The 25,834-nt window shown below is 66.9% G+C and carries 23 protein-coding genes; 15 read left to right on the forward strand and 8 right to left on the reverse strand.

Annotated features, from left to right (window positions below; genetic code table 11):
* The 3 genes from C0099_RS07800 to C0099_RS07810 all read right to left on the reverse strand — a co-directional run bounded on the left by C0099_RS07800 (position 1) and on the right by C0099_RS07810 (position 4,147).
* Positions 1-750, reverse strand: a complete 750-nt coding sequence (locus tag C0099_RS07800) for a spermine/spermidine synthase domain-containing protein (protein ID WP_228151554.1) — start codon at positions 748-750, stop codon at positions 1-3.
* Entirely contained in the window at positions 747-3,278 is a 2,532-nt protein-coding gene (gene mutS / locus C0099_RS07805; protein ID WP_408634134.1) for a DNA mismatch repair protein MutS, read from the reverse strand. The genes C0099_RS07800 and mutS overlap by 4 nt, the downstream gene beginning before the upstream one ends.
* 80 nt (positions 3,279-3,358) lie before the next feature.
* On the reverse strand, positions 3,359-4,147 hold the full coding sequence (locus C0099_RS07810) for an inositol monophosphatase family protein (protein WP_102246909.1): 789 nt from the start codon (positions 4,145-4,147) through the stop codon (positions 3,359-3,361).
* A gap of 130 nt (positions 4,148-4,277) precedes the next feature.
* On the opposite strand from C0099_RS07810, the gene C0099_RS07815 reads away from it, so the two are divergent.
* From C0099_RS07815 to iscX, 11 genes are all read left to right on the forward strand, one after another.
* Complete coding sequence (locus C0099_RS07815; RefSeq protein ID WP_102246910.1) at positions 4,278-5,003, forward strand: RNA methyltransferase; 726 nt, start codon at positions 4,278-4,280, stop codon at positions 5,001-5,003.
* A 65-nt stretch (positions 5,004-5,068) separates the two neighbouring features.
* Positions 5,069-5,854 (forward strand): serine O-acetyltransferase, encoded by a 786-nt coding sequence (cysE, locus tag C0099_RS07820; RefSeq protein WP_102246911.1) that lies wholly within the window; start codon positions 5,069-5,071, stop codon positions 5,852-5,854.
* A gap of 86 nt (positions 5,855-5,940) precedes the next feature.
* Positions 5,941-6,423 carry a Fe-S cluster assembly transcriptional regulator IscR gene (gene iscR, locus C0099_RS07825; RefSeq protein ID WP_102246912.1) on the forward strand — a complete coding sequence of 161 codons (483 nt, stop codon included), beginning with the start codon at positions 5,941-5,943 and terminating at the stop codon, positions 6,421-6,423.
* Between the two features lie 11 nt (positions 6,424-6,434).
* Positions 6,435-7,583: a cysteine desulfurase family protein gene (locus tag C0099_RS07830; protein ID WP_102248431.1), complete on the forward strand. Its 1,149-nt coding sequence runs from the start codon at positions 6,435-6,437 to the stop codon at positions 7,581-7,583.
* A 35-nt stretch (positions 7,584-7,618) separates the two neighbouring features.
* Entirely contained in the window at positions 7,619-8,830 is a 1,212-nt protein-coding gene (locus C0099_RS07835) for an IscS subfamily cysteine desulfurase (protein ID WP_102246913.1), read from the forward strand.
* Positions 8,831-8,861: 31 nt separating this feature from the next.
* Positions 8,862-9,245 (forward strand): Fe-S cluster assembly scaffold IscU, encoded by a 384-nt coding sequence (iscU, locus tag C0099_RS07840; protein WP_102246914.1) that lies wholly within the window; start codon positions 8,862-8,864, stop codon positions 9,243-9,245.
* Positions 9,246-9,249: 4 nt separating this feature from the next.
* Positions 9,250-9,591 (forward strand): iron-sulfur cluster assembly protein IscA, encoded by a 342-nt coding sequence (gene iscA / locus C0099_RS07845; protein ID WP_102246915.1) that lies wholly within the window; start codon positions 9,250-9,252, stop codon positions 9,589-9,591.
* A gap of 6 nt (positions 9,592-9,597) precedes the next feature.
* A complete protein-coding gene (gene hscB, locus C0099_RS07850; protein WP_102246916.1) occupies positions 9,598-10,131 on the forward strand; it encodes a Fe-S protein assembly co-chaperone HscB in 534 nt (177 codons plus the stop codon).
* A gap of 3 nt (positions 10,132-10,134) precedes the next feature.
* Entirely contained in the window at positions 10,135-12,003 is a 1,869-nt protein-coding gene (hscA, locus tag C0099_RS07855; protein WP_102246917.1) for a Fe-S protein assembly chaperone HscA, read from the forward strand.
* On the forward strand, positions 12,000-12,338 hold the full coding sequence (gene fdx, locus C0099_RS07860) for an ISC system 2Fe-2S type ferredoxin (protein WP_102246918.1): 339 nt from the start codon (positions 12,000-12,002) through the stop codon (positions 12,336-12,338). The genes hscA and fdx overlap by 4 nt, the downstream gene beginning before the upstream one ends.
* Positions 12,338-12,532: a Fe-S cluster assembly protein IscX gene (iscX, locus tag C0099_RS07865; RefSeq protein WP_102246919.1), complete on the forward strand. Its 195-nt coding sequence runs from the start codon at positions 12,338-12,340 to the stop codon at positions 12,530-12,532. Before fdx ends, iscX begins: the two co-directional genes overlap by 1 nt.
* 65 nt (positions 12,533-12,597) lie before the next feature.
* On the opposite strand, the gene prmB is transcribed toward iscX, so the two are convergent.
* Genes prmB through dapC form a run of 5 tightly spaced genes read right to left on the reverse strand, consistent with a single transcriptional unit; the run spans position 12,598 to position 17,998 of the window.
* Positions 12,598-13,518 carry a 50S ribosomal protein L3 N(5)-glutamine methyltransferase gene (prmB, locus tag C0099_RS07870; protein WP_102246920.1) on the reverse strand — a complete coding sequence of 307 codons (921 nt, stop codon included), beginning with the start codon at positions 13,516-13,518 and terminating at the stop codon, positions 12,598-12,600.
* A complete protein-coding gene (gene dapE / locus C0099_RS07875; protein WP_102246921.1) occupies positions 13,515-14,672 on the reverse strand; it encodes a succinyl-diaminopimelate desuccinylase in 1,158 nt (385 codons plus the stop codon). Before dapE ends, prmB begins: the two co-directional genes overlap by 4 nt.
* Before the next feature lie 39 nt (positions 14,673-14,711).
* Complete coding sequence (locus tag C0099_RS07880) at positions 14,712-15,884, reverse strand: PilT/PilU family type 4a pilus ATPase (protein ID WP_102246922.1); 1,173 nt, start codon at positions 15,882-15,884, stop codon at positions 14,712-14,714.
* A gap of 60 nt (positions 15,885-15,944) precedes the next feature.
* Complete coding sequence (gene dapD, locus C0099_RS07885; protein WP_102246923.1) at positions 15,945-16,766, reverse strand: 2,3,4,5-tetrahydropyridine-2,6-dicarboxylate N-succinyltransferase; 822 nt, start codon at positions 16,764-16,766, stop codon at positions 15,945-15,947.
* Between the two features lie 26 nt (positions 16,767-16,792).
* On the reverse strand, positions 16,793-17,998 hold the full coding sequence (dapC, locus tag C0099_RS07890) for a succinyldiaminopimelate transaminase (protein WP_102248432.1): 1,206 nt from the start codon (positions 17,996-17,998) through the stop codon (positions 16,793-16,795).
* 115 nt (positions 17,999-18,113) lie between these two features.
* Here dapC and smc point away from each other — a divergent pair, with 115 nt between their 5' ends.
* The 4 genes from smc to galU all read left to right on the forward strand — a co-directional run bounded on the left by smc (position 18,114) and on the right by galU (position 25,791).
* The gene (gene smc, locus C0099_RS07895; protein WP_102246924.1) at positions 18,114-21,644 is read left to right on the forward strand and encodes a chromosome segregation protein SMC; all 3,531 of its coding nucleotides are present in this window, start codon (positions 18,114-18,116) and stop codon (positions 21,642-21,644) included.
* A 78-nt stretch (positions 21,645-21,722) separates the two neighbouring features.
* The gene (locus C0099_RS07900) at positions 21,723-22,847 is read left to right on the forward strand and encodes a cell division protein ZipA (RefSeq protein WP_102246925.1); all 1,125 of its coding nucleotides are present in this window, start codon (positions 21,723-21,725) and stop codon (positions 22,845-22,847) included.
* Positions 22,844-24,919, forward strand: coding sequence for an NAD-dependent DNA ligase LigA (ligA, locus tag C0099_RS07905; protein WP_102246926.1), 2,076 nt, complete (start codon positions 22,844-22,846; stop codon positions 24,917-24,919). The genes C0099_RS07900 and ligA overlap by 4 nt, the downstream gene beginning before the upstream one ends.
* On the forward strand, positions 24,916-25,791 hold the full coding sequence (gene galU / locus C0099_RS07910; RefSeq protein WP_102246927.1) for a UTP--glucose-1-phosphate uridylyltransferase GalU: 876 nt from the start codon (positions 24,916-24,918) through the stop codon (positions 25,789-25,791). The genes ligA and galU overlap by 4 nt, the downstream gene beginning before the upstream one ends.
* Positions 25,792-25,834 lie beyond the last annotated feature (43 nt).

Below are 25,834 nucleotides of genomic sequence, written 5' to 3' on the forward strand. Positions count from 1 at the left end.
TCAGAGGATGAGGGTGTCGCCCGGAACGCGCCCGCTGCGTTCCAGACGCGACAGCGTAGTCGTCAGATCCAGGCCGGTTCGCTTACGCAATGCGTCTGCACGCTCGTGCAATACATCCAGCGCGCATTCGATTGGCTCGCCCACTGCCGCCAGCACGATGGCGTTGCCGCTGTTGCACGGCGGCAGGGCCAGTACCCGTTCACCAAAGGCGTCGACGATGCGCGCCAGACTTGCGTCGAAGCCGTGCGCATCCCCGAACAGGTTCACGGCGATCAGCCCCTGCGGTGAGAGCCGCTTGCGGGCGGCGGCGTAGAACGCGGCCGTGTCGAGCGCGCCGGTGCGCGCCTCGGCGTCATAGCCGTCGACCAGGATGCAGTCGAAGGCCGGCCCGTCGGCCTCGATGAAGGCTGCACCGTCGCCGATCTCGATGGACAGTCGTGCGTCCGGCGCGGGCAGCTCGAACAGATGGCGCGCGGCCGCGTAAACGCGCGCATCGATCTCGACCACGGTCTGCCAGGTGTGCGCGCAGTGGCGATGCAGGAACTTCGTCAGCGATCCCGCGCCGAGACCGATCGTAAGCGCCTCGCGCGGCCAGGGCGAGGGGCGCAGCAGCAGACCACACAGTATGTCGCGCGCGTACTGCAGTTCCAGTGCAACCGGCTCGCGCAGACGCATCGCGCCCTGTACCCATTCCGAACCGAAGTGCAGATAACGTACTCCGTTCTTCTCGCTGATGTCGATCGAGTTCACAGCATCCTCTTGAGCAGATACAGGCGTTCGAGCGCCTCGCGCGGCGACAGGCTGTCGGGGTCGATCTCGTCGAGCGCGGTGAGCACCGGATGCGAGAGCGAGAGCGGTTCATCGTCGGGCACGGCGGCGAACAAATCCGGCTGCGGCCCGTTGCCGATTTCACGATTTTCCAGCGCGCGCAGACGGCGGCGTGCCTCGCGAATCACCGGTGCCGGCACGCCCGCCAGGGCGGCGACCTCGATGCCGTAGCTCTGGCTCGCCGGGCCTTCTTCTAGCGCGTGCAGAAAGACGATGCGGTGGCCGTGCTCGACCGCGTCCAGATGCACGTTCACGCATTCGGGAAACTCGGTGTTGAGCCGCGTCAGTTCGAAGTAGTGGGTTGCGAACAGCGTCATGCAGCGATTGTGCGTGAGCAGGGCACGCGCGATCGAGAAGGCCAGCGCGAGGCCGTCGAAGGTCGATGTGCCGCGTCCGATCTCGTCCATCAACACCAGGCTGTGCTCGGTCGAGCCGTGCAGGATGGCCGCCGCCTCGGTCATCTCGACCATGAAGGTCGAGCGCCCCGAGGCCAGGTCGTCGGAGGCGCCGATGCGCGTGAAGATGGCGTCCACCGGGCCGATGCGCGCGGCCGATGCCGGTACGAAGGCGCCCACATGCGCGAGCAGCACGATCAGTGCGACCTGGCGCATGAAGGTCGATTTGCCGCCCATGTTCGGGCCGGTAATCATCAGCATGCGGCGCGTCGCGCTCAGGCGGCAGTCGTTGGAGATGAAGTTCTCGACTTCGCGCTCGACCACCGCATGGCGGCCGCGCTCGATCTCCAGTCCCGGTGAATCGACGAACACCGGGCGGCAGTAGTCGTGGCGCAGTGCGATCTCCGCGAAAGCGGCCAGCCCGTCGAGCAATGCGAGCGCGCGCGCGATGCGCTGCAGCGCCGGAATCTCGCCCGCCAGCGCTTCGAGCACTTCGTCGTAGAGCAGCTTCTCGCGCGCCAGCGCGCGCTCCTGCGCGGACAGTGCCTTGTCCTCGAAGGCCTTGAGTTCCGGCGTGATGTAGCGCTCCACGTTCTTCAGCGTCTGGCGCCGACGGTAATCGTCGGGCACCTTGTCGGCGTGCACGCGCCCGACCTCGATGTAGAAACCGTGCACGCGGTTGTATTCGACCTTGAGGGTCGAAATGCCGCTGCGTTCGCGCTCGCGCACCTCGAGCGCCATCAGGAACTCGCCGCAGTTGCTCTGGATGCCACGCAGTTCATCGAGCTCGGCGTCGAAGCCCGGTGCGATTACGCCGCCGTCTCGCACCATTGCCCCCGGCTCGGCGTCGATTGCGCGGACGAGCAACTCGCAGGCGGCATCCGGTCGTGTCAGATCGGCACGGATACCGGCCAGCAGGTCGGCCTCGGCCACACCGATCGCGGACTGCAGCGAGGGCAGGGCGGCCAGCGCCTCGCGCAGCGCCGCGAGGTCGCGCGGGCGCGCGCTGCGCAGTGCCACACGGGCCGTGATGCGATCGACGTCGGCAATGCCGCGCAGGGCGCTGCGTACGTCGCCCAGGCGACGGCCATCGCCGTCGCCGATCAGTTCGGCCACCGTGGCGTGACGCTGCGCGGCATGTGCGCGCTCACGCAGCGGATGATGCAGGGCATGGCGCAGCCAGCGCGACCCCATGCTGGTGGCGCAGCAGTCGAGCAGCGAGAGCAGCGTGGGCGAGGCCTCGCCGCGCAGGGTCTCGGTCAGTTCCAGGTTGCGCCGCGTCGCGGCGTCCAGGCGCAGGGTCGCGGATTCGTGCTCGACCGTGAGCGTGGTGACGTGTTGCAGCGCCTGGCGCTGCGTGCCACTGGCGTACTCGAACAGCGCGGCGAGCGCGGCCAGCCCGGTGTCGAGTTCGTCGGCGCCGAAGCCGGCCAGATCCTGCGTGGCGAAATGGGCGGTGAGCAGGCGCGTGCCGTTGGCCGCGTCGAACTGCCAGTCGGGCAGGCGGCGCGTGGTGGGCGCGAGCGTGTCGAGCAGGGGCAGCGTGAGACCGTCGGGAATCAGCACCTCGGCCGGGCGCAGGCGCTCGAACTGGCTGGCAAGCTGCTCGGCGGGGCACTCCATCGCGCGCAGATCGCCGTTGGCCAGATTGAGCCAGGCCAGCCCCAGCGTGCCGCGCGAGAGCGTCAGTGCCAACAGCAAGGCATCGCGTCGGTCGTCGAGCAGGGCCGCGTCGGTGAGCGTGCCGGGCGTGACGATGCGGCTCACGGCGCGCTCCATGGGCCCTTTGGTCGCGCCGGGCTCGCCCACCTGCTCGGCGATCACGATGGATTCGCCCAGTTTCACGAGTCGCGCCAGATACTGTTCGACGGCATGGAAGGGCACGCCGGCCATGCGGATCGGCGCGCCGCCGGATTGCCCGCGCGTGGTCAGCGTGATGTCGAGCAGGCGCGCGGCGCGCTCGGCATCCTCGAAGAACAGCTCGTAGAAGTCCCCCATGCGGTAGAACAGCAGCAGGTCGGGATACTGCGCCTTGATGCGCAGGTACTGCTGCATCATCGGCGTGTGGCCGGCGATGGAGGATTCGTCGAAGGCGGGCGTGGCGGCGGCTCGGGACAAGGCGGGCGGGGCGGCGTTCAGCGCGCGCGCATGTGTTTCTGCACGATGGGCAGCAACTGTGCGAACAGCTTCGGAGGGGCGGCGACGACGCGGCCACTGTCGAGATGGCCGGAGTCGCCGTCGAAATCGGTGACCAGGCCGCCGGCCTCCTGAATCAGCAGCGCACCGGCGGCCATGTCCCAGATCTGCAGGCCGGCTTCCCAGAAGCCGTCGATGCGCCCGCAGGCGACCCAGGCCAGGTCCAGCGCCGCGGCGCCCGGGCGGCGCAGGCCGGAAGTCTTCTGCGTGAGTTCGCGAAACGCGCCGATGTAGGCTTCCAGATCGTCGTCGCTGCGGAACGGAAAACCGGTGCCGATCAGCGAGTCTGCCAGGCGGGTGCAGCGCGACACGCGGATGCGACGGTCGTTGAGAAAGGCGCCCGCGCCCCTGGAGGCAGTGAACAGTTCGTTGCGCACCGGGTCGAAGACGACGCCGTGCTCGACCGAACCGTTCTTCGCCAGTGCGATCGAAATGGCGTATTGCGGGAAGCCGTGGATGAAATTGGTGGTGCCGTCGAGCGGGTCGATGATCCAGCAGTACTCCGACTCGCCGGAGCGTCCCGACTCCTCTGCTAGAATCGCATGGTCCGGATAGGTGTCGCGCAGCACCTCGATGATGGCTGCCTCGGCGGCGCGGTCGACTTCGGTGACGAAATCGTTGGGCGCCTTCGATTGCACGGTGACGAGATCGAGTTGCAGCGACGCGCGGTTGATGACGCTCGCCGCGCGGCGGGCTGCCTTGACTGCGATGTTCAGGATCGGATGCATGGGGGAGAGGTCTCTGCTGTGCGCCGCCCCCTAGCGGAAAAGCGGCGCCGATGGGTATCGAACGACCGCGCATTCTAACCGTTTTCGCGCCGCGAATCTCCGCGCGGAGCGCACTACAAGCACATTCCAGATGCCCCAATCCGGCCTGCTCGACCGCATTCGTGTGGTCCTTTCCCGCACTTCCCATCCCGGCAACATCGGCGCCGCCGCGCGCGCGATGAAGACCATGGGCCTGACCCGTCTGGTACTGGTCGCGCCCGAATCCTTTCCCGACCCGGTCGCCGACGCGCGCGCATCGGGCGCGCTGGACGTGCTGCACGCTGCTCGCGTGGTGCCGACGCTTGCAGATGCGCTCGAAGGCACGGTGATGTCGGCTGCACTGACGGCCCGCCGGCGCGAACTGTCCGTGCCGCTGGCGCTGCCGCGGGAGGCCGCTCCCGAACTGGTTCGCCACGCGCAGGCCGGGGAGGTCGCCCTGGTATTCGGCACCGAATCCTCGGGCCTGTCGAACGAGGACGTCGCGCTGTGCACGCTGCCGGTGACGATTCCGGCCAATCCGGAGTATTCATCGCTGAATCTGGCCTCGGCAGTGCAACTGCTGTGCTACGAGCTGCGTCTGGCCGCACTCGTCCCGGAACTGCCCGAGGCGCCGTCCGAGGCCGCGCGCTTCGAGGACATCGAGGGCTTCTACGCGCATCTCGAAGAGGTCATGCGCGCAGCCGAGTTCTACGACCCGGCCACCTCCAAGCGGCTGCTGCCGCGGGTGCGCCGCTTGTTCGGTCGCACCCGCCTGGAACGCGACGAAATCAACATCCTGCGCGGTCTGCTGGCTGCATTGCAGCGCAAACTTGATTAAAATACTCGGCTATTGAGACACGAAGTCCGGCGCACACCGCCGGAGCTGCCGGGAGAGAAGCGTCCATGTTCAGTCGACTGCGTGAAGACCTTGCCAGCGTGCGCGAGCGCGACCCCGCTGCACGTTCCACCTGGGAGGTGTTGACGTGCTATCCCGGCGTGCATGCGCTGCTCACGCATCGCCTCGCGCACTGGGCGTGGACGCATCGCCTGTTCTGGCTGGGGCGCTTCGTCAGTCACGTCGGGCGCTTTCTGACCGGCATCGAGATCCACCCCGGTGCGGTGATCGGTCGGCGCGTATTCATCGACCACGGCATGGGCGTGGTGATCGGCGAGACCGCCGAGGTCGGCGACGAGTGCACCATCTACCAGGCCGTGACGCTGGGCGGTACCTCGCTGTATCGCGGCGAGAAGCGGCATCCGACGCTGGGCAAGGGCGTCGTGGTCGGCGCCGGGGCGAAAGTGCTGGGTGGCTTCGAGGTGGGCGATGGCGCGAAGATCGGTTCGAACGCCGTCGTGATCAAGCCGGTACCTGCCGGTGCGACCGCCGTGGGCAACCCGGCGCGTATCCTCGACAGCGACCGCGGGGAAGGGCGCGAGGCACGCGATCCGCGGGATGTGGCGCGCGAGAAGAAGGCCGAGGAGATCGGCTTTTCGGCTTATGGCGTGACGCGCGGCATGGACGACCCGCTGGCCAAGGCCATGCATTCGCTTCTCGATCACGCCGTCGAGACCGATCGGCGCATCCAGGTGCTGGTCGAGCGCCTCGAGAAGGCGGGCATCCAGCTCGATGAAACCATCGAGAGCAGCGACGCGTTCGACCCGCAGAAGGTGTCCAGGATGGTCGATTGATTAGTTGACCGTTTTTGTCGGGTACCTTATAGTTGACCGAAATGTTCGGGTATTGCCCGAGACGGCTCACAGCGCGAGGATCCACCATGAGACTGACCACCAAAGGACGTTTCGCAGTGACTGCGATGATCGATCTGGCGTCGCGCGAAGGCGACGGGCCAGTGACGCTCGCGGGCATCGCGGAGCGCCAGAAGATTTCCCTGTCGTACCTTGAGCAACTCTTCGGCAAGCTGCGCCGCTACAAGCTCGTCTCCAGCGTGCGCGGGCCGGGCGGCGGCTATCGACTGGCGCGCGACATGGACGGCATTACGGTTGCCGACATCATCGTCGCCGTTGACGAGCCGCTCGATGCGACGCAATGCGGCGGCAAGCTCAACTGTCACGATGAGCACCGCTGCATGACGCACGACCTGTGGGCCAATCTGAACAAGCGCATGTACGAGTATCTCGATTCGGTGACGCTGTCCGCGCTCGTGAATCACGAAATCAAGGCCGACCCGGACGTCAACGTGATCAAGGACGTGCGCCGGCGCGCGACCATTTCGCTGCGTGAGGCGGCGGCGGTCTGAGGATGGGCACCATGTTCGCACCCGCCTATCTCGACTGGAACGCCACCTCGCTGCTCGCACCCGAGGTGCGCGAGGCGATGCTGCCGTGGCTGGGCGAGCGCTTCGGCAATGCGTCGAGCCGTCACGAGTACGGCCGTCAGGCGCGTGCCGCGATCGACGAGGCGCGCGAACGCGTGGCCGCTGCGGTCGGGGCACACCCTACCGAGGTGGTGTTTGCGAGCGGCGGTTCGGAGGCCAACAACCTCTTCATCAAGGGTGCGGCTGCATGCATGAAGCCGGGGCTGCTCGCGATCAGCGCGATCGAGCACCCCTGTGTGCGCGAGCCGGCGAAGCAATTGCGACGCGCCGGCTGGGAAGTGATCGAACTTGCGGTCGACACGGCCGGACGCATCGATCGCGGCCATTGGCAGGCGGTGCTCGAACGACGCCCGGCGCTGATCTCGGTGATGCTCGCCAACAATGAATCCGGCGTGCTGCAGCCGATCGCCGAATTGGCGTCTGAGGTTCGACGCGGACGCGGCTGGATGCACACCGATGCGGTGCAGGCGCTGGGCAAGATCGATGTGGACTTTCGTGCGCTGGGCGTGCACGCGATGACGATTTCGTCGCACAAGATCGGCGGGCCGATCGGCGCTGGTGCGCTGGTACTCGACAAGCGGGTGGAACTTGCGCCGCTGATCGCCGGCGGCGGCCAGGAGCGTGGTCTGCGCTCGGGCACAGAGAACGTCGCGGCCATCGTCGGCTTCGGCGTGGCCTGCCAACTCGCTGCGGCAAGGGCGCGGGACGAGCGCGAGCGCCTGGGCGGCTTGCGCGATCGGCTGGAGACGCTGCTCGCCGAGACGGGTACGCGAATCTTCGCGCGCGAGGCTGAGCGGCTGCCCAACACCAGCTTCTTCGCGGTCGAGGGTATCGACGGCGAGACGCTGGTCGGCAAGCTCGACCGCGCCGGTTTCGCCTGCGCCAGCGGATCGGCCTGTTCCAGCGCCAACCCCGAGCCCTCGCACACGCTCACCGCGATGGGCGTCGAGGAGACGCTGGCGCGCAACGCCGTGCGTGTGAGCCTCGGGCCCGCCACCACGGCCGACGACGTCGAACGCTTTGCCGAGACCTTCGCACGCCAGGTCGCGGAATTGAGACAACTGGCCGCGGTGGCGGTCTGACGAATCACGATCAACACAGGTTCTGGAGATACACGATGATGAAGTTCCCGATCTACCTCGACTATTCGGCCACGACTCCGGTCGATCCGCGCGTCGCCGAGAAGATGATTCCCTGGCTGACCGAACAGTTCGGCAACCCTGCGAGCCGCTCGCACGCGTTCGGCTGGGACGCCGAGAAGGCCGTCGAGGATGCGCGGGGCGAAGTCGCCGCGCTGGTCGGTGCCGATCCGCGCGAGATCATCTGGACCTCGGGCGCGACCGAGTCCAACAACCTCGCGATCAAGGGCGCGGCCCAGTTCTACAAGGGCAAGGGCAAGCACATCCTGACGGTCAAGACCGAGCACAAGGCAGTGCTCGACACCGTGCGCGAACTCGAGCGGCTGGGCTTCGAGGCGACCTATCTGGACGTTCAGGAAAACGGCCTCATCGACCTCGAACAGTTCAAGGCGGCCCTGCGGCCGGACACCATCGTGGTGTCGGTGATGATGGTCAACAACGAGATCGGCGTGATCCAGCCGATCGCCGAGATCGGCGAGATCTGCCGCGACAAGGGCATCGTCTTCCACGTCGATGCCGCGCAGGCCACCGGCAAGGTCGCGATCGACCTGCAGGAGTTGAAGGTCGACCTGATGTCGTTCTCCGCACACAAGACCTATGGCCCCAAGGGCGTGGGTGCGCTGTACGTGCGTCGCAAGCCGCGCGTGCGCCTGGAGGCACAGATGCACGGCGGCGGCCACGAGCGCGGTCTGCGTTCGGGCACGCTGGCGACGCACCAGATCGTCGGCATGGGCGAGGCCTTTCGTCTCGCGCGTCTCGAAATGGGCGCCGAGAACGAGCGCATCCGCATGCTGCGCGACCGCCTGCTCGACGGCTTCAAGGACATGGAAGCGGTGTACGTGAACGGTGACCTCGAGCACCGCGTGCCGCACAACCTGAACATCTCGTTCGCCTATGTCGAAGGCGAGTCGCTGATCATGGCGATCAAGGATGTCGCCGTGTCGTCGGGCTCGGCGTGTACCTCGGCCAGTCTGGAGCCGTCCTACGTGCTGCGCGCACTGGGTCGCAACGACGAACTGGCGCACAGCTCGATCCGCTTCACGATCGGTCGCTTTACCACCGTCGAGGAAATCGACTTCACGATCGACCTGCTCCGTCAGCGCATCGGCAAGCTGCGCGAACTGTCCCCGCTGTGGGAGATGGTCCAGGAAGGCATCGATCTGGATACCGTACAATGGGCGGCTCACTGAGAGCCGGCCGGATTCACCAGGAGAGACAGCAATGGCATATAGCGAAAAAGTACTCGACCATTACGAGAATCCCCGCAACGTCGGCTCCTTCACGAAGGACGACAATGGCGTGGGCACCGGCATGGTGGGCGCCCCGGCCTGTGGCGACGTGATGAAGCTGCAGATCAAGGTCGGCGCGGGTGGCGTCATCGAGGACGCCAAGTTCAAGACCTACGGTTGCGGCTCCGCGATCGCGTCCAGCTCGCTCGTTACCGAGTGGGTCAAGGGCAAGACCGTCGATGAGGCGCTGTCGATCAAGAACACGCAGATCGCCGAGGAACTGGCCCTGCCGCCGGTCAAGATCCACTGCTCGATCCTCGCCGAGGACGCCATCAAGGCGGCGGTGGCCGACTACAAGAAAAAGCACGAGGCCTGAGCCCATGGCCGAGATCGCGACCCGTGGCGTGACGCTGTCCGAGCGGGCAGCGAAGCACGTCGGCAACTATCTGAGCAAGCGTGGCAAGGGCTTCGGCATCCGCCTGGGCGTGCGCACCAGCGGCTGTTCGGGCATGGCCTACAAGCTCGAGTTCGTCGATGAGGCTCAGCCCGAGGACCTGGTGTTCGAGAGCCACGGCGTACGCGTGGTGATCGACCCGAAGAGCGCGCCGTATCTCGATGGCACCGAACTCGACTTCGTGCGCGAGGGGCTGAACGAAGGTTTCAAGTTCAACAACCCCAACGTCAAGGACGAGTGCGGCTGCGGCGAGAGCTTCAACGTCTGAGGGACGATGGCCAACGACCTGCAGCAGGACTTCTTCGCACTGTTCGGACTGGCGAGGCGCTTTCGCATCGACGAAGCGACGCTGGAATCGGCCTATCACGAGCTGCATTCCACGGTTCATCCGGACCGCCACGCGCATCTGCCCGACGCCGACCGGCGTCGGGCGATGCAGTGGGCCACCCGCGTCAACGAAGCCTTCGACACGCTCAAGAAGCCGCTCTCGCGCGCACGCTATCTGGTCGAGCTGGCCGGGCACGATGTCGGCGTGGAAACCAACACCGCAATGTCCCCCGAGTTCCTGATGGAACAAATGGAATGGCGCGAGGCGGTCGAGGAGGCCGAGCAGGCCGCCGACGGGAGCGCCCTCGAACATCTGCACCATCGCTTGCGCGGCCACGCCCGCGAACTCGTGGACACCCTCGCTCGCCAGCTCGATGACGAGGAGAACGTGGCCGCTGCGGCCGAGTCCGTGCGACGGCTGATGTTCCTCGACAAGCTCAGACACGAAATAGACGACGCCCTCGAGGCGCTGGACAACTGACACATGGCATTACTGCAGATCGCCGAACCGGGCGAGGCGGCCGAGCCGCATCGGCACCGCCTTGCCGCGGGCATCGACCTCGGCACTACCAACTCGCTTGTCGCCACCGTGCGCAGCGGCAGCGCCGAATGCCTGCCTGGCGCGCAGGGCGCTATTCTCCTGCCGTCGGTTGTGCACTACCGTGCGGACGGCGGGGTGGATGTCGGCGCCGAGGCGCTGGCGCATGCCTCGGCCGATCCGGCCAACACCATCGCTTCGGTCAAACGCTTCATGGGGCGCGGCCTGGCCGACCTGGCGAATCCCGAATCGCTGCCCTACGAGTTCGCCGATGGCGAGGGCATGCTGCGCCTGCGCACCCGGCAAGGGGTCAAGAGCCCGGTCGAAGTCTCGGCCGAGATCCTCAAGGCGCTCGTCCAGCGGGCGGAGGAGTCCCTGGGTGGCGCGCTCACCGGCGTCGTCATCACCGTGCCCGCCTATTTCGACGACGCGCAGCGTCAGGCGACCAAGGATGCCGCCCGGCTGGCCGGTGTCGAGGTGCTTCGCCTGCTCAACGAGCCGACCGCAGCGGCCGTCGCCTACGGCCTGGACAATGCTGCCGAAGGCGTGTTCGCCGTCTACGATCTGGGCGGGGGCACGTTCGACATTTCCATCCTCAAGCTCTCGCGCGGCATCTTCGAGGTGCTCGCCACCAATGGTGACAGCGCGCTCGGCGGGGACGACTTCGACCACCGCATCTACGAGTGGATTGTCGAGAGTGCCGACATCGCAACCCCGGACGATGGCGACGTGCGTACCCTGCTGCGGCTGGCACGTAGCGCGAAGGAAGCACTGTCGACGAGCGAACGCACGCAGGTGCGCATCAAGCTCGCCAACGGGCAGCAGATCGACGTGGATCTGACGCGCGAGACCTTCGAGCGCATCACCGCCGATCTGGTGCGTCGCACCCTCGCGCCGGTGCGCAAGGCGCTGCGCGACGCGAACCTGGATCCCGAAGACGTCGCCGGTGTGGTGATGGTCGGCGGCGCCACGCGCATGCCGCACGTACAGGCTGCGGTCGCCGACCACTTCGGTCGCGCGCCGCTCAACAACCTCGACCCCGACCGCGTTGTCGCGATGGGCGCGGCGATCCAGGCCAACGTGCTGGCGGGCAATCGCAGCGCCGACGAGGACTGGCTGCTGCTCGACGTGATTCCGCTGTCGCTGGGCATCGAGACCATGGGCGGACTGGCCGAGCGCATCGTGCCGCGCAATTCGACCCTGCCGACCGCGCGCGCGCAGGAATTCACGACCTTCAAGGACGGCCAGACCGCGATGGCCATCCACGTGGTGCAGGGCGAGCGCGAGCTGGTCTCCGACTGCCGATCGCTGGCACGCTTCGAACTGCGCGGCATCCCGCCGATGGCGGCCGGGGCGGCGCGCATCCGCGTGACCTTCCAGGTCGATGCCGACGGTCTGCTGTCGGTGTCGGCACGCGAGCTGTCCTCGGGGGTGGAGGCGAGCATCGCGGTCAAGCCCTCGTATGGTCTGGGCGACGACGAGATCGCACAGATGCTGCGCGATGGCATGGAGCACGCCGGCGAGGACATGAACGCGCGCGCATTGCGCGAACAGGTGGTCGAGGCCGATCGTGCGATCGAGGCCGTCGAGCAGGCGCTGCGTGTCGATTTCGAGCTGCTCTCGAACGAGGAGCGCGCACGTATCGACGCGGCCGTTGCCGAACTGCGCGCGCTGCGCGACGGCGACGATCACCGCGCGATCAAGTCCGGCATCGAGCGTCTGGCGCAGGTGAGCGACGAGTTCGCCGCGCGACGCATGGACAAGAGCATCCGGTCCGCGCTCGCGGGCCGCAACGTCAACGAGATTTCCCTATGACCCAGATCATCGTCCTGCCGCACGTCGAACTGTGCCCGGATGGCACCGTCATCGAGGCCGAACCCGGCACCTCGATCTGCGACAGCCTGCTCGCCAACGACATCGAGATCGAGCACGCCTGCGAGAAGTCGTGCGCATGCACGACCTGTCACGTCATCGTGCGCGAGGGCTTCGAGGCACTCAACGAGGCGACCGAGGAAGAGGAAGACCTGCTCGACAAGGCCTGGGGGCTGGAGCCGCAGTCGCGCCTGTCGTGCCAGGCGCAGGTGGGCGACACGCCGCTGGTCGTCGAGATTCCGCGCTACACCATCAACATGGCCCGGGAGCATCACTGATGAAGTGGACCGACGTACAGGAAATCGCGATCCAGCTTGCCGACCGTCACCCCGAGGTCGACCCGCTGCGCATCAATTTCGTCGACCTGATGAACTGGGTGGTCGCATTGCCCGAGTTCGACGACGACCCCAAGCACTGCGGCGAGCGCATCCTCGAGGCGATCCAGCAGGCCTGGATCGACGAGGCCGACTGAATCGTTTCGCCGCAATGACAAACGGCGCCCGCGGGCGCCGTTTTTTTGTCGTCAGGCACGGCGCTTCACAGGTCCCGCGCCTGTACCAGGAACACCATGTCGTCGCCGCCGGATGTCGGCAACCAGATCAACGGGAGATCAGGGAAGGCGGCCTCTACGAAGCGACGATTGTGGCCGATCTCGACGACCAGCAAGCCGTCATCGGTGAGATGCTCGCGCGCCTGGGCGAGAATGCGCCGCACCACATCCATGCCGTCGTCGCCCGCGGCCAGCGCCATACGCGGCTCGTGCAGATACTCAGCGGGCAGGGCATCCATCGCCGCTGCAGTCACGTACGGCGGGTTGGACACGATGAGATCGAAGCGCCGCCCCTGCAGGCCGTCGAAGACGTCCGCGCGCAGCAGTTCGACACGATCCCCGAGTCCGTAGTCGTCGACGTTGCGTCGCGCCACTGCCAACGCGTCCTCGGACAGATCCGCGCCGACCACCTGCGCATTCGGGAAGACATGCGCAATCAGGATCGCCAGGCAGCCCGAGCCGGTGCACAGATCCAGCGCATTGCCGACTTCGCCATGCTCGTGCAGCCACGGCGACAGGCCGTCGCTGAGCAGTTCGGCGAAGAAGGAGCGCGGTACGATCACGCGCGGATCGACATAGAAGCGGAAATCCCCCAGCCAGGCTTCATTCACCAGGTAGGCGGTGGGAACGCGCTCTGTCACGCGTCGCTCGATGACCTCATGCAGGGCCTCGCGTTCGTCGGCGGTGATCGACGCGTCGAGAAAAGGCTCGAGCCGGTCCAGCGGCAGCGACAGCGTGTGCAGCAGCAGCCAGGCGGCCTCGTCGAAGGCGTCGGCGCAGCCGTGGCCGAAATGCAGGCCGGCGCGGTTGAAGCGCGTGACCGCGTAGCGCAGCCAGTCGCGCAGCGTCACCAGCTCGGCGAGCGGGCCGAAGTCGTCATCGTGATCGTGGTGGTCGTGATCGCTCATATGGAGCCCTTGCGTGCGAGCAGGTTTTCAAGGGTGCGCGCGTAGATCGCCGACAGTGGTTCGACGGAATCGACCGGCACGCATTCGTTGAGTTGATGGATGGTGGCATTGATCGGGCCGAATTCGACGACCTCGCGACAGATGCGCGCGATGAAGCGTCCGTCCGAGGTGCCGCCGGTGGTCGACAACTCGGTGTCGATGCCGGCGACGTCTCGGATTGCTCCGGAAAGCGCCTCGACCAGTGCGCCGCGCCCGGTCAGGTAGGGGTTGCCGGACAGGTGCCAGGAAAGTTCGCGCTCGACGCCGTGACGGTCGAGTATCTCGAGTACGCGCGCTTTCAACTCGTCGGCCGTGGTGACGGACGCGAAGCGGAAATTGAACAGCACTTCGCATTCGCCGGGAATCACGTTGTTCGCGCCGGTACCGGCGTGGATGTTCGACACCTGGAAGGTAGTGGGGGGGAAGAACTCGTTGCCGTCGTCCCAGTGCGTCGCGGCCAGTTCCGCCAACGCCGGTGCGAAGGCGTGTACGGGGTTCGTCGCCAGATGCGGATACGCCACATGCCCCTGCTTTCCCTTGACGCGCAAGGTGCCCGACAGCGACCCGCGACGGCCGTTCTTGATCATGTCGCCCAGCGTCCTGACCGAGGTCGGTTCGCCAACAATGCAGTAGTCGAGACACTCGCCGCGCGCTTCGAGCGCATCGACGACGCGGACCGTGCCGTCGGTGGCCACACCTTCCTCGTCGGATGTGAGCAGCAGCGCAATCGAACCGGCGTGGTCGGAGTGATCGGCGACGAAGGTCTCGATCGCGGTCACGAATGCGGCGAGCGAGGTCTTCATGTCGGCCGCGCCACGCCCGTAGAGTTTGCCGTCGCGGATGGTCGGCTCGAAGGGATCCGAATTCCAGCGATCGAGCGGGCCGGTGGGCACGACGTCCGTGTGGCCGGCGAAGCACACCAGCGGCGAGGCCGTGCCGCGCCGCGCCCACAGGTTGCACACACCACCCGAATCGATACGCTCGAGGCGAAAGTCCAGCGTGGCCAGGCGTTCACCCAGCAGTTCGAGGCAGCCAGCGTCTTCCGGCGTGACGGAGCGGCGCGCGATCAGCGCGCGAGCGAGTTCGAGCGTTGGGGTTGCTTCCGATACGGACATGAAAACTCTCATGGGTCCCGGTGCGCGACCGGGAGGGGGTCAGTGGGTCGACGAGTCGTCGTTGCTCAGATCGAAGCCGCTGAACGAGGCGCCATGCGCGCCCGCGGCAGCGCCTGCTTCGCGCGGCGTGGTCGCGCCGCTGCGGCTGTCCCTGGCCTGGGCGTTGTTGATGAGCCAGTTCAGGTTGGTCGGCGAATCGGCATTGGCCAGCGCCTCCTCGAGGCTGATGACCTTCTTGCGGTACATGCGATACAGATCCTGCTCGAAGGTCTGCGAGCCCGGCGACAGACTCTGCTCCATCGCCTCCTTGATCTCGTTGAGGTTGCCGGCCTCGATCAGTTCGGCGATGTAGCGCGTGTTCATCAGGACCTCCACGGCGGGAATGCGTTCGCCGTTGGGCTTGCGCACCAGCCGCTGCGAGGCGATGCACTTGAGCGCGACGGCCAGGTCCAGATAGAGCAGCGAACGGTTCTCCAGCGGGAAGAAGTTCACGATGCGGTTGAGCGCGTGATAGGCGTTGTTCGCATGCAGGGTGCCCAGACACAGGTGGCCGGTCTGCGAATAGGCCAGGGCCGCCTGCATGGTCTCGCGATCGCGGATCTCGCCGATCAGGATGCAGTCGGGCGCCTGGCGCATGGCGTTGCGCAGCGCGTCGTGCCAGCTGTGCGTGTCGATGCCGACCTCGCGCTGGTTGACCACCGACTTCTTGTGCGCGAACAGGTACTCGATCGGATCCTCGACGGTGAGAATGTGGCCCGACTGGCGCTGGTTGCGATGGTCGATCATCGAGGCGAGCGTGGTCGACTTTCCCGAGCCGGTGGCGCCGACGATGAGCACCAGGCCGCGTTTTTCCACCACGATGTCGGAGAGCACCTGCGGCAGGCCGAGCTTGTCGAGCGTCGGGATGTCGCCCTGGATATAGCGCACCACCAGCGCGATGCTGTTGCGCTGCCAGAAGATGTTGATGCGGAAGTTGCCCAGATTGCGCGCGCCGCGCGAGATGTTCAGTTCGCGTTCAATGTCGAAGCGCTCGAGCTGATCGGGCGTGACCAGTTCCTCGACCATCTTGCGGATGCCTGCCGGGTCCATCACCTGCTGGTTGATGGGGATGGTGTTGCCCTGGATCTTGATGTGGATGGGCGCGCCGGCACTGATGAAGATGTCGGAAGCGTTCTTTTCGGCCATCAGCTGGAACAGCTTGTCGAAGATCATCTCGGACTTGCTCCGGGCAACAGGGCAGGGCGGGGGCATGCGCCCCCCGGGGTGCGCGCGTCAGGCGCCGCGCAGCAGTTCGTTGATGCCGGTCTTGGAGCGCGTCTGCGCGTCGACCTTCTTGACGATCACCGCGCAGTACAGACTGTACTTGCCGTCGGCCGACGGCAGGCTGCCCGGCACCACGACCGAGCCGGCCGGTACGCGACCGTAGTGCACCTGACCCGTCTCGCGGTCATAGATGCGCGTGCTCATGCCGATGTACACGCCCATCGAGATCACCGCGTTCTCCTCGACCACCACGCCCTCGACGATCTCCGAGCGCGCGCCGACGAAGACGTTGTCCTCGATGATCACCGGCCCGGCCTGGATCGGCTCGAGCACGCCGCCGATGCCCACGCCGCCCGACAGGTGCACGTTCTTGCCGATCTGCGCGCACGAGCCGACCGTCGCCCAGGTGTCGACCATGGTGCCCTCGTCGACATAGGCGCCGATGTTGACGTAGCACGGCATCATCACCACATTGCGCCCGATGAACGCGCCGCGGCGCGCGACCGCCGGCGGCACGACACGGAAGCCGCCCTCGCGGAACTGTTCCGGCGTGTAGTCGGCGAACTTGGTCGGCACCTTGTCGAAGTACTGCGTGGAGCCGCCCGGCATGGGCTGGTTGTCGGCCAGCCGGAACGAAATCAGTACGGCCTTCTTGACCCACTGGTTGACGGCCCACTCGCCGTCGCGCTTCTCGGCCACGCGCAGCGTGCCCGCATCCAGCCCGGCGATGACGCGTTCGACCGCGTCGCGTACTTCGGCCGGCGCCGAGGACGGGGAGAGGTTGGCACGCGCCTCGAAGGCGTCGTCGATGATCTTCTGCAGTTCTTGCATGGGGGATTTCCGTTTGTGGTTCGTGTTCAAAGGGAGCGGCACAGCGCGACGATGCGCTCGGCGCCTTCGATGCATTCGGCCGGCTCGGCCACCAGCGCGATGCGCACGAAGCCGGCACCGGGATTGATGCCACGCGATTCGCGGGCGAGGAAACTGCCCGGCAGGACCGCCACATTATATTCGGCGACCAGCCGGCGGGCGAACTCGGTGTCGGAGATCGGTGCGCATTTGCGTACATCGGCCCAGAGGTAGAAGCCGGCCTCGGGCAGTTGCACGTCCAGCCAGGGTGCGAGCATCGGGGTGATGTGGGCGAATTTTTCGCGATACAGGCGACGGTTCTCGGCGACATGTGCCTCGTCGCTCCACGCCGCGATCGACGCCGCCTGCACGGCCGGACCCATCGCGCAGCCGTGGTAGGTGCGGTAGGCATGGAAGGCGGCGAGCAGTTTCGCGTCACCGGCGACGAAGCCTGAACGCAGGCCCGGCACGTTGGAGCGCTTGGACAGGCTGGAGAACATCACGATGTTGGCGAAATCCTTGCGTCCGAGTTCAGCCGCGGCCTGCAGCGCGCCCACTGGCGGGGCGTCGTCGTCGAAATAGATTTCCGAATAGCACTCGTCCGAGGCGATCACGAAGCCGTATCGGTCGGACAACTCGAACAGTCGTGCCCATTCGGGCACCGTCATCACACGCCCGGTGGGATTGCCCGGAGAGCACACGTACACCAGTTGCACGTCACGCCACACGGCCTCGGGCAGCGCATCGAAATCCGACGCGAAGCCGCTCTCCGGCAAGTTGTTGATGAACACCGCCTCGGCCCCGGCGAGCAGGGCCGCGCCCTCGTAGATCTGGTAGAACGGGTTCGGGCACAGCACTTTCGCGCCGGCTCGCGTGCCGTCGATGACGCATTGCGCGAAGGCGAACAGCGCTTCGCGCGTACCGGTCACCGGCAACACCTGTCGCGCAATATCGGGGGCGGGGATTCCATAACGGCGCGCGACCCAGGCGGCGATGGCCGTGCGCAAGGCGTCCGTGCCCTGCGTGGTGGGATAACTCGCCAGGCCGTCCAGGTTGTCGGCCAACGCCTCGCGGATGAAAGCCGGCGTGGCATGGCGTGGCTCGCCGATGGACAGGCGGATCGGCGCAAGATGCGACGCGGGCGTGACGCCTTCGAGCAATGTGCGCAGTTTCTCGAACGGGTAAGGGTGGAGGCGTTGTAGATTCGGATTCACGGCAATGGCGGAAGCATTTTGAAAGGCCGTCATCGTGCGGTTCGACGGGCGCGCAATGGTATCATGGCGCGCCAGCCCGGCCCCTCGTCGGCCCTCTTAGACCAGCCGGAAAAACGTGCGCCTGACCAAGCTGAAACTCGCCGGATTCAAGACCTTCGTCGATCCGACGACGATCATGATGCCGGACAACCTCGTCGGCATCGTCGGCCCGAACGGCTGCGGCAAGTCCAATGTCATCGACGCCGTGCGCTGGGTGCTGGGCGAGATGCGCGCCAGCGCGCTGCGTGGCGAATCCATGCAGGACGTCATCTTCAACGGCTCGACCACACGCAAGCCGGTGCAGCGCGCCAGCGTCGAGCTGGTCTTCGACAACGCCGAAGGCCGCGCGCCCGGCGGCTGGTCGCGCTATGCCGAGATCGCGGTCAAGCGCGTGCTGGACCGCAGCGGCGAGTCGAGTTACCACATCAACAACACCCAGGTGCGCCGCAAGGACGTGGTCGACCTGTTCCTCGGCACCGGCCTGGGGCCGCGCGCCTACGCCATCATCGAGCAGGGCATGATCTCGCGCATCATCGAGGCGCGCCCCGAGGACATTCGCGGCTTTCTCGAAGAAGCCGCCGGCGTCACCAAATACCGCGAGCGACGCAAGGAAACCGAGGGGCGGCTGTCGGATGCACGCGACAATCTCGCCCGCCTGGACGACATCCGCTCCGAACTGAGCGAGCGTGTCGAACACCTGCGCGAACAGGCCGAGGTCGCCGCGCGCTATCGCGAACTGCACGCCGCGCACGAGCAGCGCCAGCATCTGCTGTGGCTCTTGAAGCGCGAACAGGCGCGTGACGAGCAGGGGCGCCTGGAGGCCGAACTGGCGGACGCGACGCGCAGGCTCGACGCCGACAACGCGCGACTGATCGAGCTCGAAAGCACGGTCGAGGCCGCGCGCGAACGCCATCACGAAGCCAGCGAGACGACGCAGGCGGCCCAGTCCGAGCTGTTTGCGGCTTCGTCCGAGGCCAGCCGCCTGGAGAGCGAACTGCGTCATCTCGTCGACACGCAGACACGCATCGAGCGGCGCATCGCGGAACTCGCCGCGGAGGGCGCGGACTGGCAGGCACGCGAGCGCACCAGCCTCGACGAGCGCGGACGCTGGCAGGACTTGCTCGAGAATGCGGCGCATCGGGCGGCGCAGGCACAGGCGCGGCACGAGGAGGTGGCGGGGCGTCTGCCCGAGGCGGAGTCGGCTGCCGCCGAAGCTGCCGCCGCCGTGACGAACGCGCGTCGCGATCTGGCCGAGACCGAGAAGACGCAGCGCGTCGAGGAAACCCGGCGGGCAGGCGCGCGCCGTACGCTCGACACTCTGGCCGCACGGCGTGCGCGCGTCGAACAGGAAAAGGGCGCGATTGCCGGGCCGGATGCGACACGCATCGCACGGCTCGAGGCCGAGCTCGCCGAGCTCGACGCGGCGCTCGACGATCTGCGCAATGCCCAGGCCGATGCCCAGGCGCGCTGGCCCGAGGCACAGGCGACGCTACGCGCGGCGATCGAGGACGAAAAGCTCGCCCGACTTGCGCATACCGACGCACGTGCCCATCACGATGCGCTGGTCCGGCTACAGCAAGGCGTGCAGGCTCAGGGCAAACTCGGCGACTGGCTGCGAGAACGCGGGCTCGAAGGGCTGATGCCGCTGTGGCGTGCATTGGATGTCGACGCCGGTTGGGAGAGCGCAGTCGAATCCGTGTTGCGCGAACGACTGGCCGCACTCACCGGCGACACCGCTGCGGCCGTGCGCGCGCTGCTCGACGCCGCACCGCCCGAATCCCTGGCCGTGGTCCTGAGCGGCGGCGACGCGTCGACGCCCGAGGCCGCAGTCCTACCGGCAGGAGGCGAGCCGCTCACGCGATATGTACGCAGTAGCGACGCCGCTCTCGCCGGCGTGCTCGACACCTGGCTCGCAGACTGCTTTGCGGTCGAGTCGGTCGCCGAGCGGATCGAGGATCGGCACATGCTCGCACCACGGGCATGCCTGGTCGATCGCGGTGGTCGCATCCTCACCCGCGCGGCTCTGATCCACCACGCGCCGGACGGGCGAACGCATGGCGTCGTCGAGCGCCAGCGCGAGATCGAAATCGCCGGCGAAGCCCTGATGCCGCTCGAGGAACAGGCCGAGCGTGCACATGCCGCCGTTGCCGAGCGCGAGCAGGCCGCAAGCACACTGCAATCGAGCATCGAGCAGATGCGCCAGGAATTGCAGCAGTTGCAGCAGCGCCAGCATACAGGCCAGGTCGAGTTGCTCAAGCTGGTGCAGGCGGGCGAGCGCGCCGACGAGCAGCGGCGCCGTGCCGAACACGATCTGGACGAGATCCGGCGGCTTGCGGCGGCCGAAGCGCTGCTGGTCGAGCAGGCGGACAGCGAGCATGCCCGTCTGGAGGAATTGTCCGGGCTGCAACAGGCCGCGCTCGACGCCGCGACCGAGGTCGCGGCAGAGCGCGAGCGCGCCTTGCGCGAACTGCGCATGCTCGAGCAGGGCGCAGCGCGCGAAGCCCAGGAAGCCGCGTTCTCACAGCGCGAATGCGAGGCGCGCCTCGATGACATCTCGCGCGCACTCACACTCGCAGCAGAGCAGCTCGCGCGCATCGCCCAGGAGAGCGCCGAGCACGAAGAGACGCTTGCGGCAACCGACCGCAGTCGCAGCGAAGCGGCGCTGCAGCAGGCGCTGGACCTGCGCGAAGGCCGCGAGCGTGCGCTTGCCGCCTGTCGCGACGCACAGGAAGAGGCCGCGTCCCGCCTGCGCGAGTGCGAGGAAGCGCGACTGGCCATCGAACATTCGGTCTCGCCGCTGCGCGAGCGCATCGGCGAACTGCGCCTGGCCGTGCAGGCGGCGTCGATTGCGGCGCAGCAGTTCGACGAACGTCTGACCGAAGCGCAAGCCGACAGCGAGACCTTGCGCCCACTCCTGACCGATGACCTGCGCGAGACGGCTTTGACGCGTGAAGTCGCGCGACTCGCGCGCGAGATCGAAGCGCTGGGCGCCGTCAACCTTGCCGCGCTCGACGAACTGGCGGCATCCGAGCAGCGGCGAGACTATCTCGATGCGCAGTTCGAGGATCTGACCAGCGCGATCACCACGCTGGAAGATGCGATCCGGCGCATCGACCGCGAAACGCGCGAACAACTGCGCCAGACCTTCGACACGGTCAATGCGCGCTTCGGCGAACTCTTCCCGCAACTGTTCGGCGGCGGGCGGGCCGAACTGGTGCTCTCCGGCGAGGAGATCCTCGACGCGGGCGTGCAGATCATCGCGCAGCCACCGGGCAAGAAGAACAGCTCCATCCATTTGCTGTCGGGTGGAGAGAAGGCATTGACCGCGATCGCGCTGGTGTTCTCGATGTTCCAGCTCAACCCGGCGCCGTTCTGCATGCTTGACGAAGTCGATGCACCGCTGGACGATGCGAACACCGAACGCTACTGCAACATGGTGCATCGCATGTCGGCGCAGACGCAGTTCATCTTCATCAGCCACAACAAGGTGACGATGGAAATCGCACAGCAACTGGTGGGCGTGACCATGCAGGAGCAGGGCGTATCGCGCATCGTCGAGGTCGATATCGAGGAAGCATTGCGCATGGCCGAGCCGGAACCGGCGTGAAGCACACGCGCGGACATGCGATGATCGGGTCTGACAACGGCTTGGCGGTGGTCGCCGGGCCCCGGGACGGGAACAACGATGGATAGCGATTTGCAGATCGGTTTGATCGCACTCGGCGTGGCGGCGGTGGTCGGCATCGTCGCCTACAACAAGTGGCAGGAGCGCAAGCATCGCAAGAGCGCCGAGGACGCCTTCCGCGGCGATCATCCGGACGTGCTGCTCGACAAGGCGCCCAAGAGCCGCATCGAGCCGAGCTTCGATGGGGAGGAGCCGGCCGAGCCGGTGATCGGCGACTCGATGCTCACCGACGATGACGACGCGATCGCGCCGGCGGCCACGCAGCAGCCGTCCGGGCGACACACCACGCCCGGCATTCCGTCGGTACTCGATCCACGCGTCGACTGCGTGATCTGCATCGAATCGATCGAGCCGCTCGACGCGCCGCGCCTGTGGGCCGCCCAGCTCGAGCCGTTGCAGGAACTGTCCAAGCCGGTGCGCTGGTTCGCCTTCGACGACGCCGACAACCTGTGGCATGAGCTGTCCGCGCACAGCGCCGGCGCCTATCACTGGTTCTGCGCCGCGATGCAGATGGTCGACCGGCGCGGCCCGATCGACGAAAACGATTTCCGCGGCTTCACAGACGGCATCCAGCGCGTTGCCGACCAGTTCCTCGCGGTTCCCGCCGACTTCCCGTTGCGCTCGGCCGCACTGGCCAACGCCGCCGACATGGACAAATTCTGCGCCAGCGTCGATGTCCAGGTGGGCATCAACCTGATCGCCGACGGCGAACCGTTCCCCGGCGCGCGACTGCGCGCATTGGCCGAGTCCTGCGGCCTGCGCCTGGCCGACGACGGCAGCTTTCACGCCATCGACGCCGAAGGGCGCACGCTGTTTACGCTGTCCAACCACGAGGCCGAGCTGTTCGACGCCGACGGCATGAGCGACATCGTCACGCGCGGCGTGACCTTCGTCGTCGACGTACCGCTGGTGGTCGACGGCGCGGACGTGTTCGAAGACATGATGCGCATCGCCGAGGCCATGTCCGAGTCGCTGGGCGGGCGCATCGTCGACGACAACCGCGCTGCCTTCGGCAGCGAGGCGGCAGCCGTGATCCGCACCCAGATCGACCGCATTCAGGCCGAAATGGCCGACCAGGGGATTCCCGCGGGCGGATCGCTCGCCGTGCGCCTGTTCTCGGCGTGAGCCGCAGTTCCGAGGCCGTTCGCGCGGCCGAGCGTATCGAGCGCCTGCGCGATGCGATTCGCGCCCACGACCACGCCTATTACGTGCTCGACGCGCCCACCGTTCCGGACGCCGAGTACGACCGGCTGTTCCGCGAACTGCAGGCACTCGAGGCCGAACATCCCGAACTGGTCACGCCCGATTCGCCCACGCAGCGCGTTGGCGGCGCGCCGGCCCCGGAGCTCGCCGCGGTCGCGCATGCCGTGCCGATGCTGTCGATCCGCACCGAGACCGACATCAGCGCCAATGGCGTGTACACCTTCGATGCGCGCGTGCGCAGGGCGCTGGGGCTTGGCGCGGAGGACGCACCGGTGCGCTATCTGGGTGAGCTCAAGTTCGACGGTCTGGCCATCAGTCTGCGCTACGAGCACGGCCTGCTGGCGCGCGCGGCCACGCGCGGCGACGGAACGACCGGTGAGGACGTCACCCACAACGCGCGCACCATCCGTCAGATCCCGATCCGGCTCGAGGGGGGCGATGCGCCACCGCTGCTCGAGGTGCGCGGCGAGGTCTACATGCGGCGCGACGTGTTCGAGCGCCTCAACGCGACGCGACGCGAGCGTGGAGACAAGACCTTCGTCAATCCACGCAATGCCGCAGCCGGCGCGGTGCGCCAGCTCGACCCGCGGCTGTGCGCCGAGCGTGGCCTGTCCTTCTTCGCTTACGGCGTCGGCGCGCAGGAGGACGCGGCGATGCCGGCCTCGCAGGGCGAGATGCTCGACTATCTGGCAACGCGGGGCTTTCCGGTATGCGAGCATCGCGTACTGAGCGACGGGCCCGAAGGGCTGGTCGCCTTCCATGCGCGCATCGCGGCGATGCGCGACGCGCTGCCCTACGACATCGACGGCGTGGTCTACAAGGTGGACGATTTCGCGCTGCAGCAGCGCCTCGGCTTCGTCAGCCGCGAACCACGCTGGGCGGTCGCGCACAAGTACCCTGCGCAGGAGGAGATTACCGAACTGCTCGGCATCGAGGTGCAGGTCGGGCGCACCGGCGCGCTCACTCCGGTGGCACGGCTCGCGCCGGTGTTCGTTGGCGGTGTAACGGTGACCAACGCAACGCTGCACAACCAGGACGAGATCGATCGCAAGGATGTGCGCGCGGGGGACTTCGTGATCGTGCGCCGCGCCGGCGACGTGATCCCCGAGGTGGTCGGCCCGGTGATCGAGCGACGCACGCGCGATCTGCCGCGCTTCGACCTGCTGGCGCAGTATCCTCAATGCCCGGTATGCGGTTCGCACGTAGTGCGCGAGGAGGGCGAGGCGGTGGCCCGCTGCACTGGCGGGCTGTTCTGCGCGGCCCAGCGCAAGCAGGCGCTGCTGCATTTCGCCGGGCGGCGCGCGCTCGACATCGATGGACTGGGCGAAAAGATCGTCGACCAGCTCGTCGATGCGGACATGGTGCGCAACCCGGCCGACCTGTACCGCCTGGATGCGCAGCAACTGGCCGCGCTCGATCGCATGGGCGAAAAATCCGCCGCGAATCTGGTCGCGGCAATCGCACACAGCCGCAACACGACGCTGGCACGCTTCGTCTACGCGTTGGGCATTCGCAACGTGGGCGAGACCACGGCGCGCGATCTGGCGCGGCATTTCGGCAGTCTCGACGCCATCCTCGCAGCCGACGCCGATGTGCTGCAGACCGTACCCGATGTGGGGCCCATCGTCGCCCACAGCATCGTCGAGTTTCTCGCCGAGCCACACAATCGCGAGGTCATCGCCGCATTGCGCGAGGCCGGTGTGCATTGGGACGAGAGCGGCCCTGCGGAGGCCGCGAGCGGTGCGCTGGTGGGCAAGACGCTGGTACTTACCGGCACGCTGCCGACGATGACGCGCGACGAAGCGAAAGCGCTGATCGAGGCGCATGGCGGCAAGGTGACCGGCTCGGTGTCAAAGAAGACCTCGTTCGTCGTCGCCGGTGCCGATGCCGGCTCGAAACTCGCCAAGGCCGAAGAGCTAGGCATCACGATTCTCGACGAGGATGCCTTGTTGGCACTCGTCGGAAACAACCGAGACATGGAACACAGCGAATGAAGAAGATCACCAAGGCCGTCTTTCCCGTCGCCGGCATGGGCACGCGCTTCCTGCCCGCGACCAAGGCCAGTCCCAAGGAAATGCTGCCAGTGGTCGACAAGCCGCTGATCCAGTACGCGGTCGAGGAGGCGGTCGCGGCCGGCATCACCGAACTGGTGTTCATCACCGGACGCACCAAGCGCGCCATCGAAGATCACTTCGACAAGGCCTACGAGCTGGAGACGGAACTGGAGGCGCGCGGCAAGAAGGCCTTGCTCGATGTGGTGCGCAACACCGTGCCCGCGCACGTCAATTGCATCTACATCCGCCAGGCCGAAGCGCTCGGCCTGGGCCACGCCGTGCTGTGCGCCTCGCACGTCATCGACGACGACGAGGCCTTCGCGGTGATGCTCGCCGACGACCTGCTCGACAATCCGGACGGCGTGCCGGTGATGAAGCAGATGGTCGAGGTCTATGACTACCATCGCTGTTCGGTACTGGGCACGATGAAAGTGGCGCGCGAGCACACGCGCCAGTACGGCATCGTCAGCACGGAAGGTCAGGCGGCCGCGGTGATGCGCGTTTCCGGCATCGTCGAAAAGCCCGATCCGGCCGAGGCGCCGAGCACGCAGGCGGTGGTCGGGCGCTACATCCTGACGCCGCGCATCTTCGGTCACATCCGCGCGCTGCAACCCGGCGCCGGGGGAGAATTGCAGCTGACCGACGCGATCGGGGCGCTGCTGCGCGAGGAATCCGTGCTGTCCTATGAGTTCGACGGCACACGCTACGACTGCGGCTCCAAGATCGGCTACCTGATGGCCAGCGTGGAACTGGCTTTGCGCCACCCGGAGGTGGGTGAGGCTTTCGCGGAGTATCTCGCGCAGCGTCGCTGAAGCGATCTTGTGCACGGCACAAAAAGAGACGGCGCCCGCGGGC

It is taken from the genome of Pseudazoarcus pumilus (genome assembly GCF_002872475.1).
GTDB classification, from domain to species: domain Bacteria; phylum Pseudomonadota; class Gammaproteobacteria; order Burkholderiales; family Rhodocyclaceae; genus Pseudazoarcus; species Pseudazoarcus pumilus.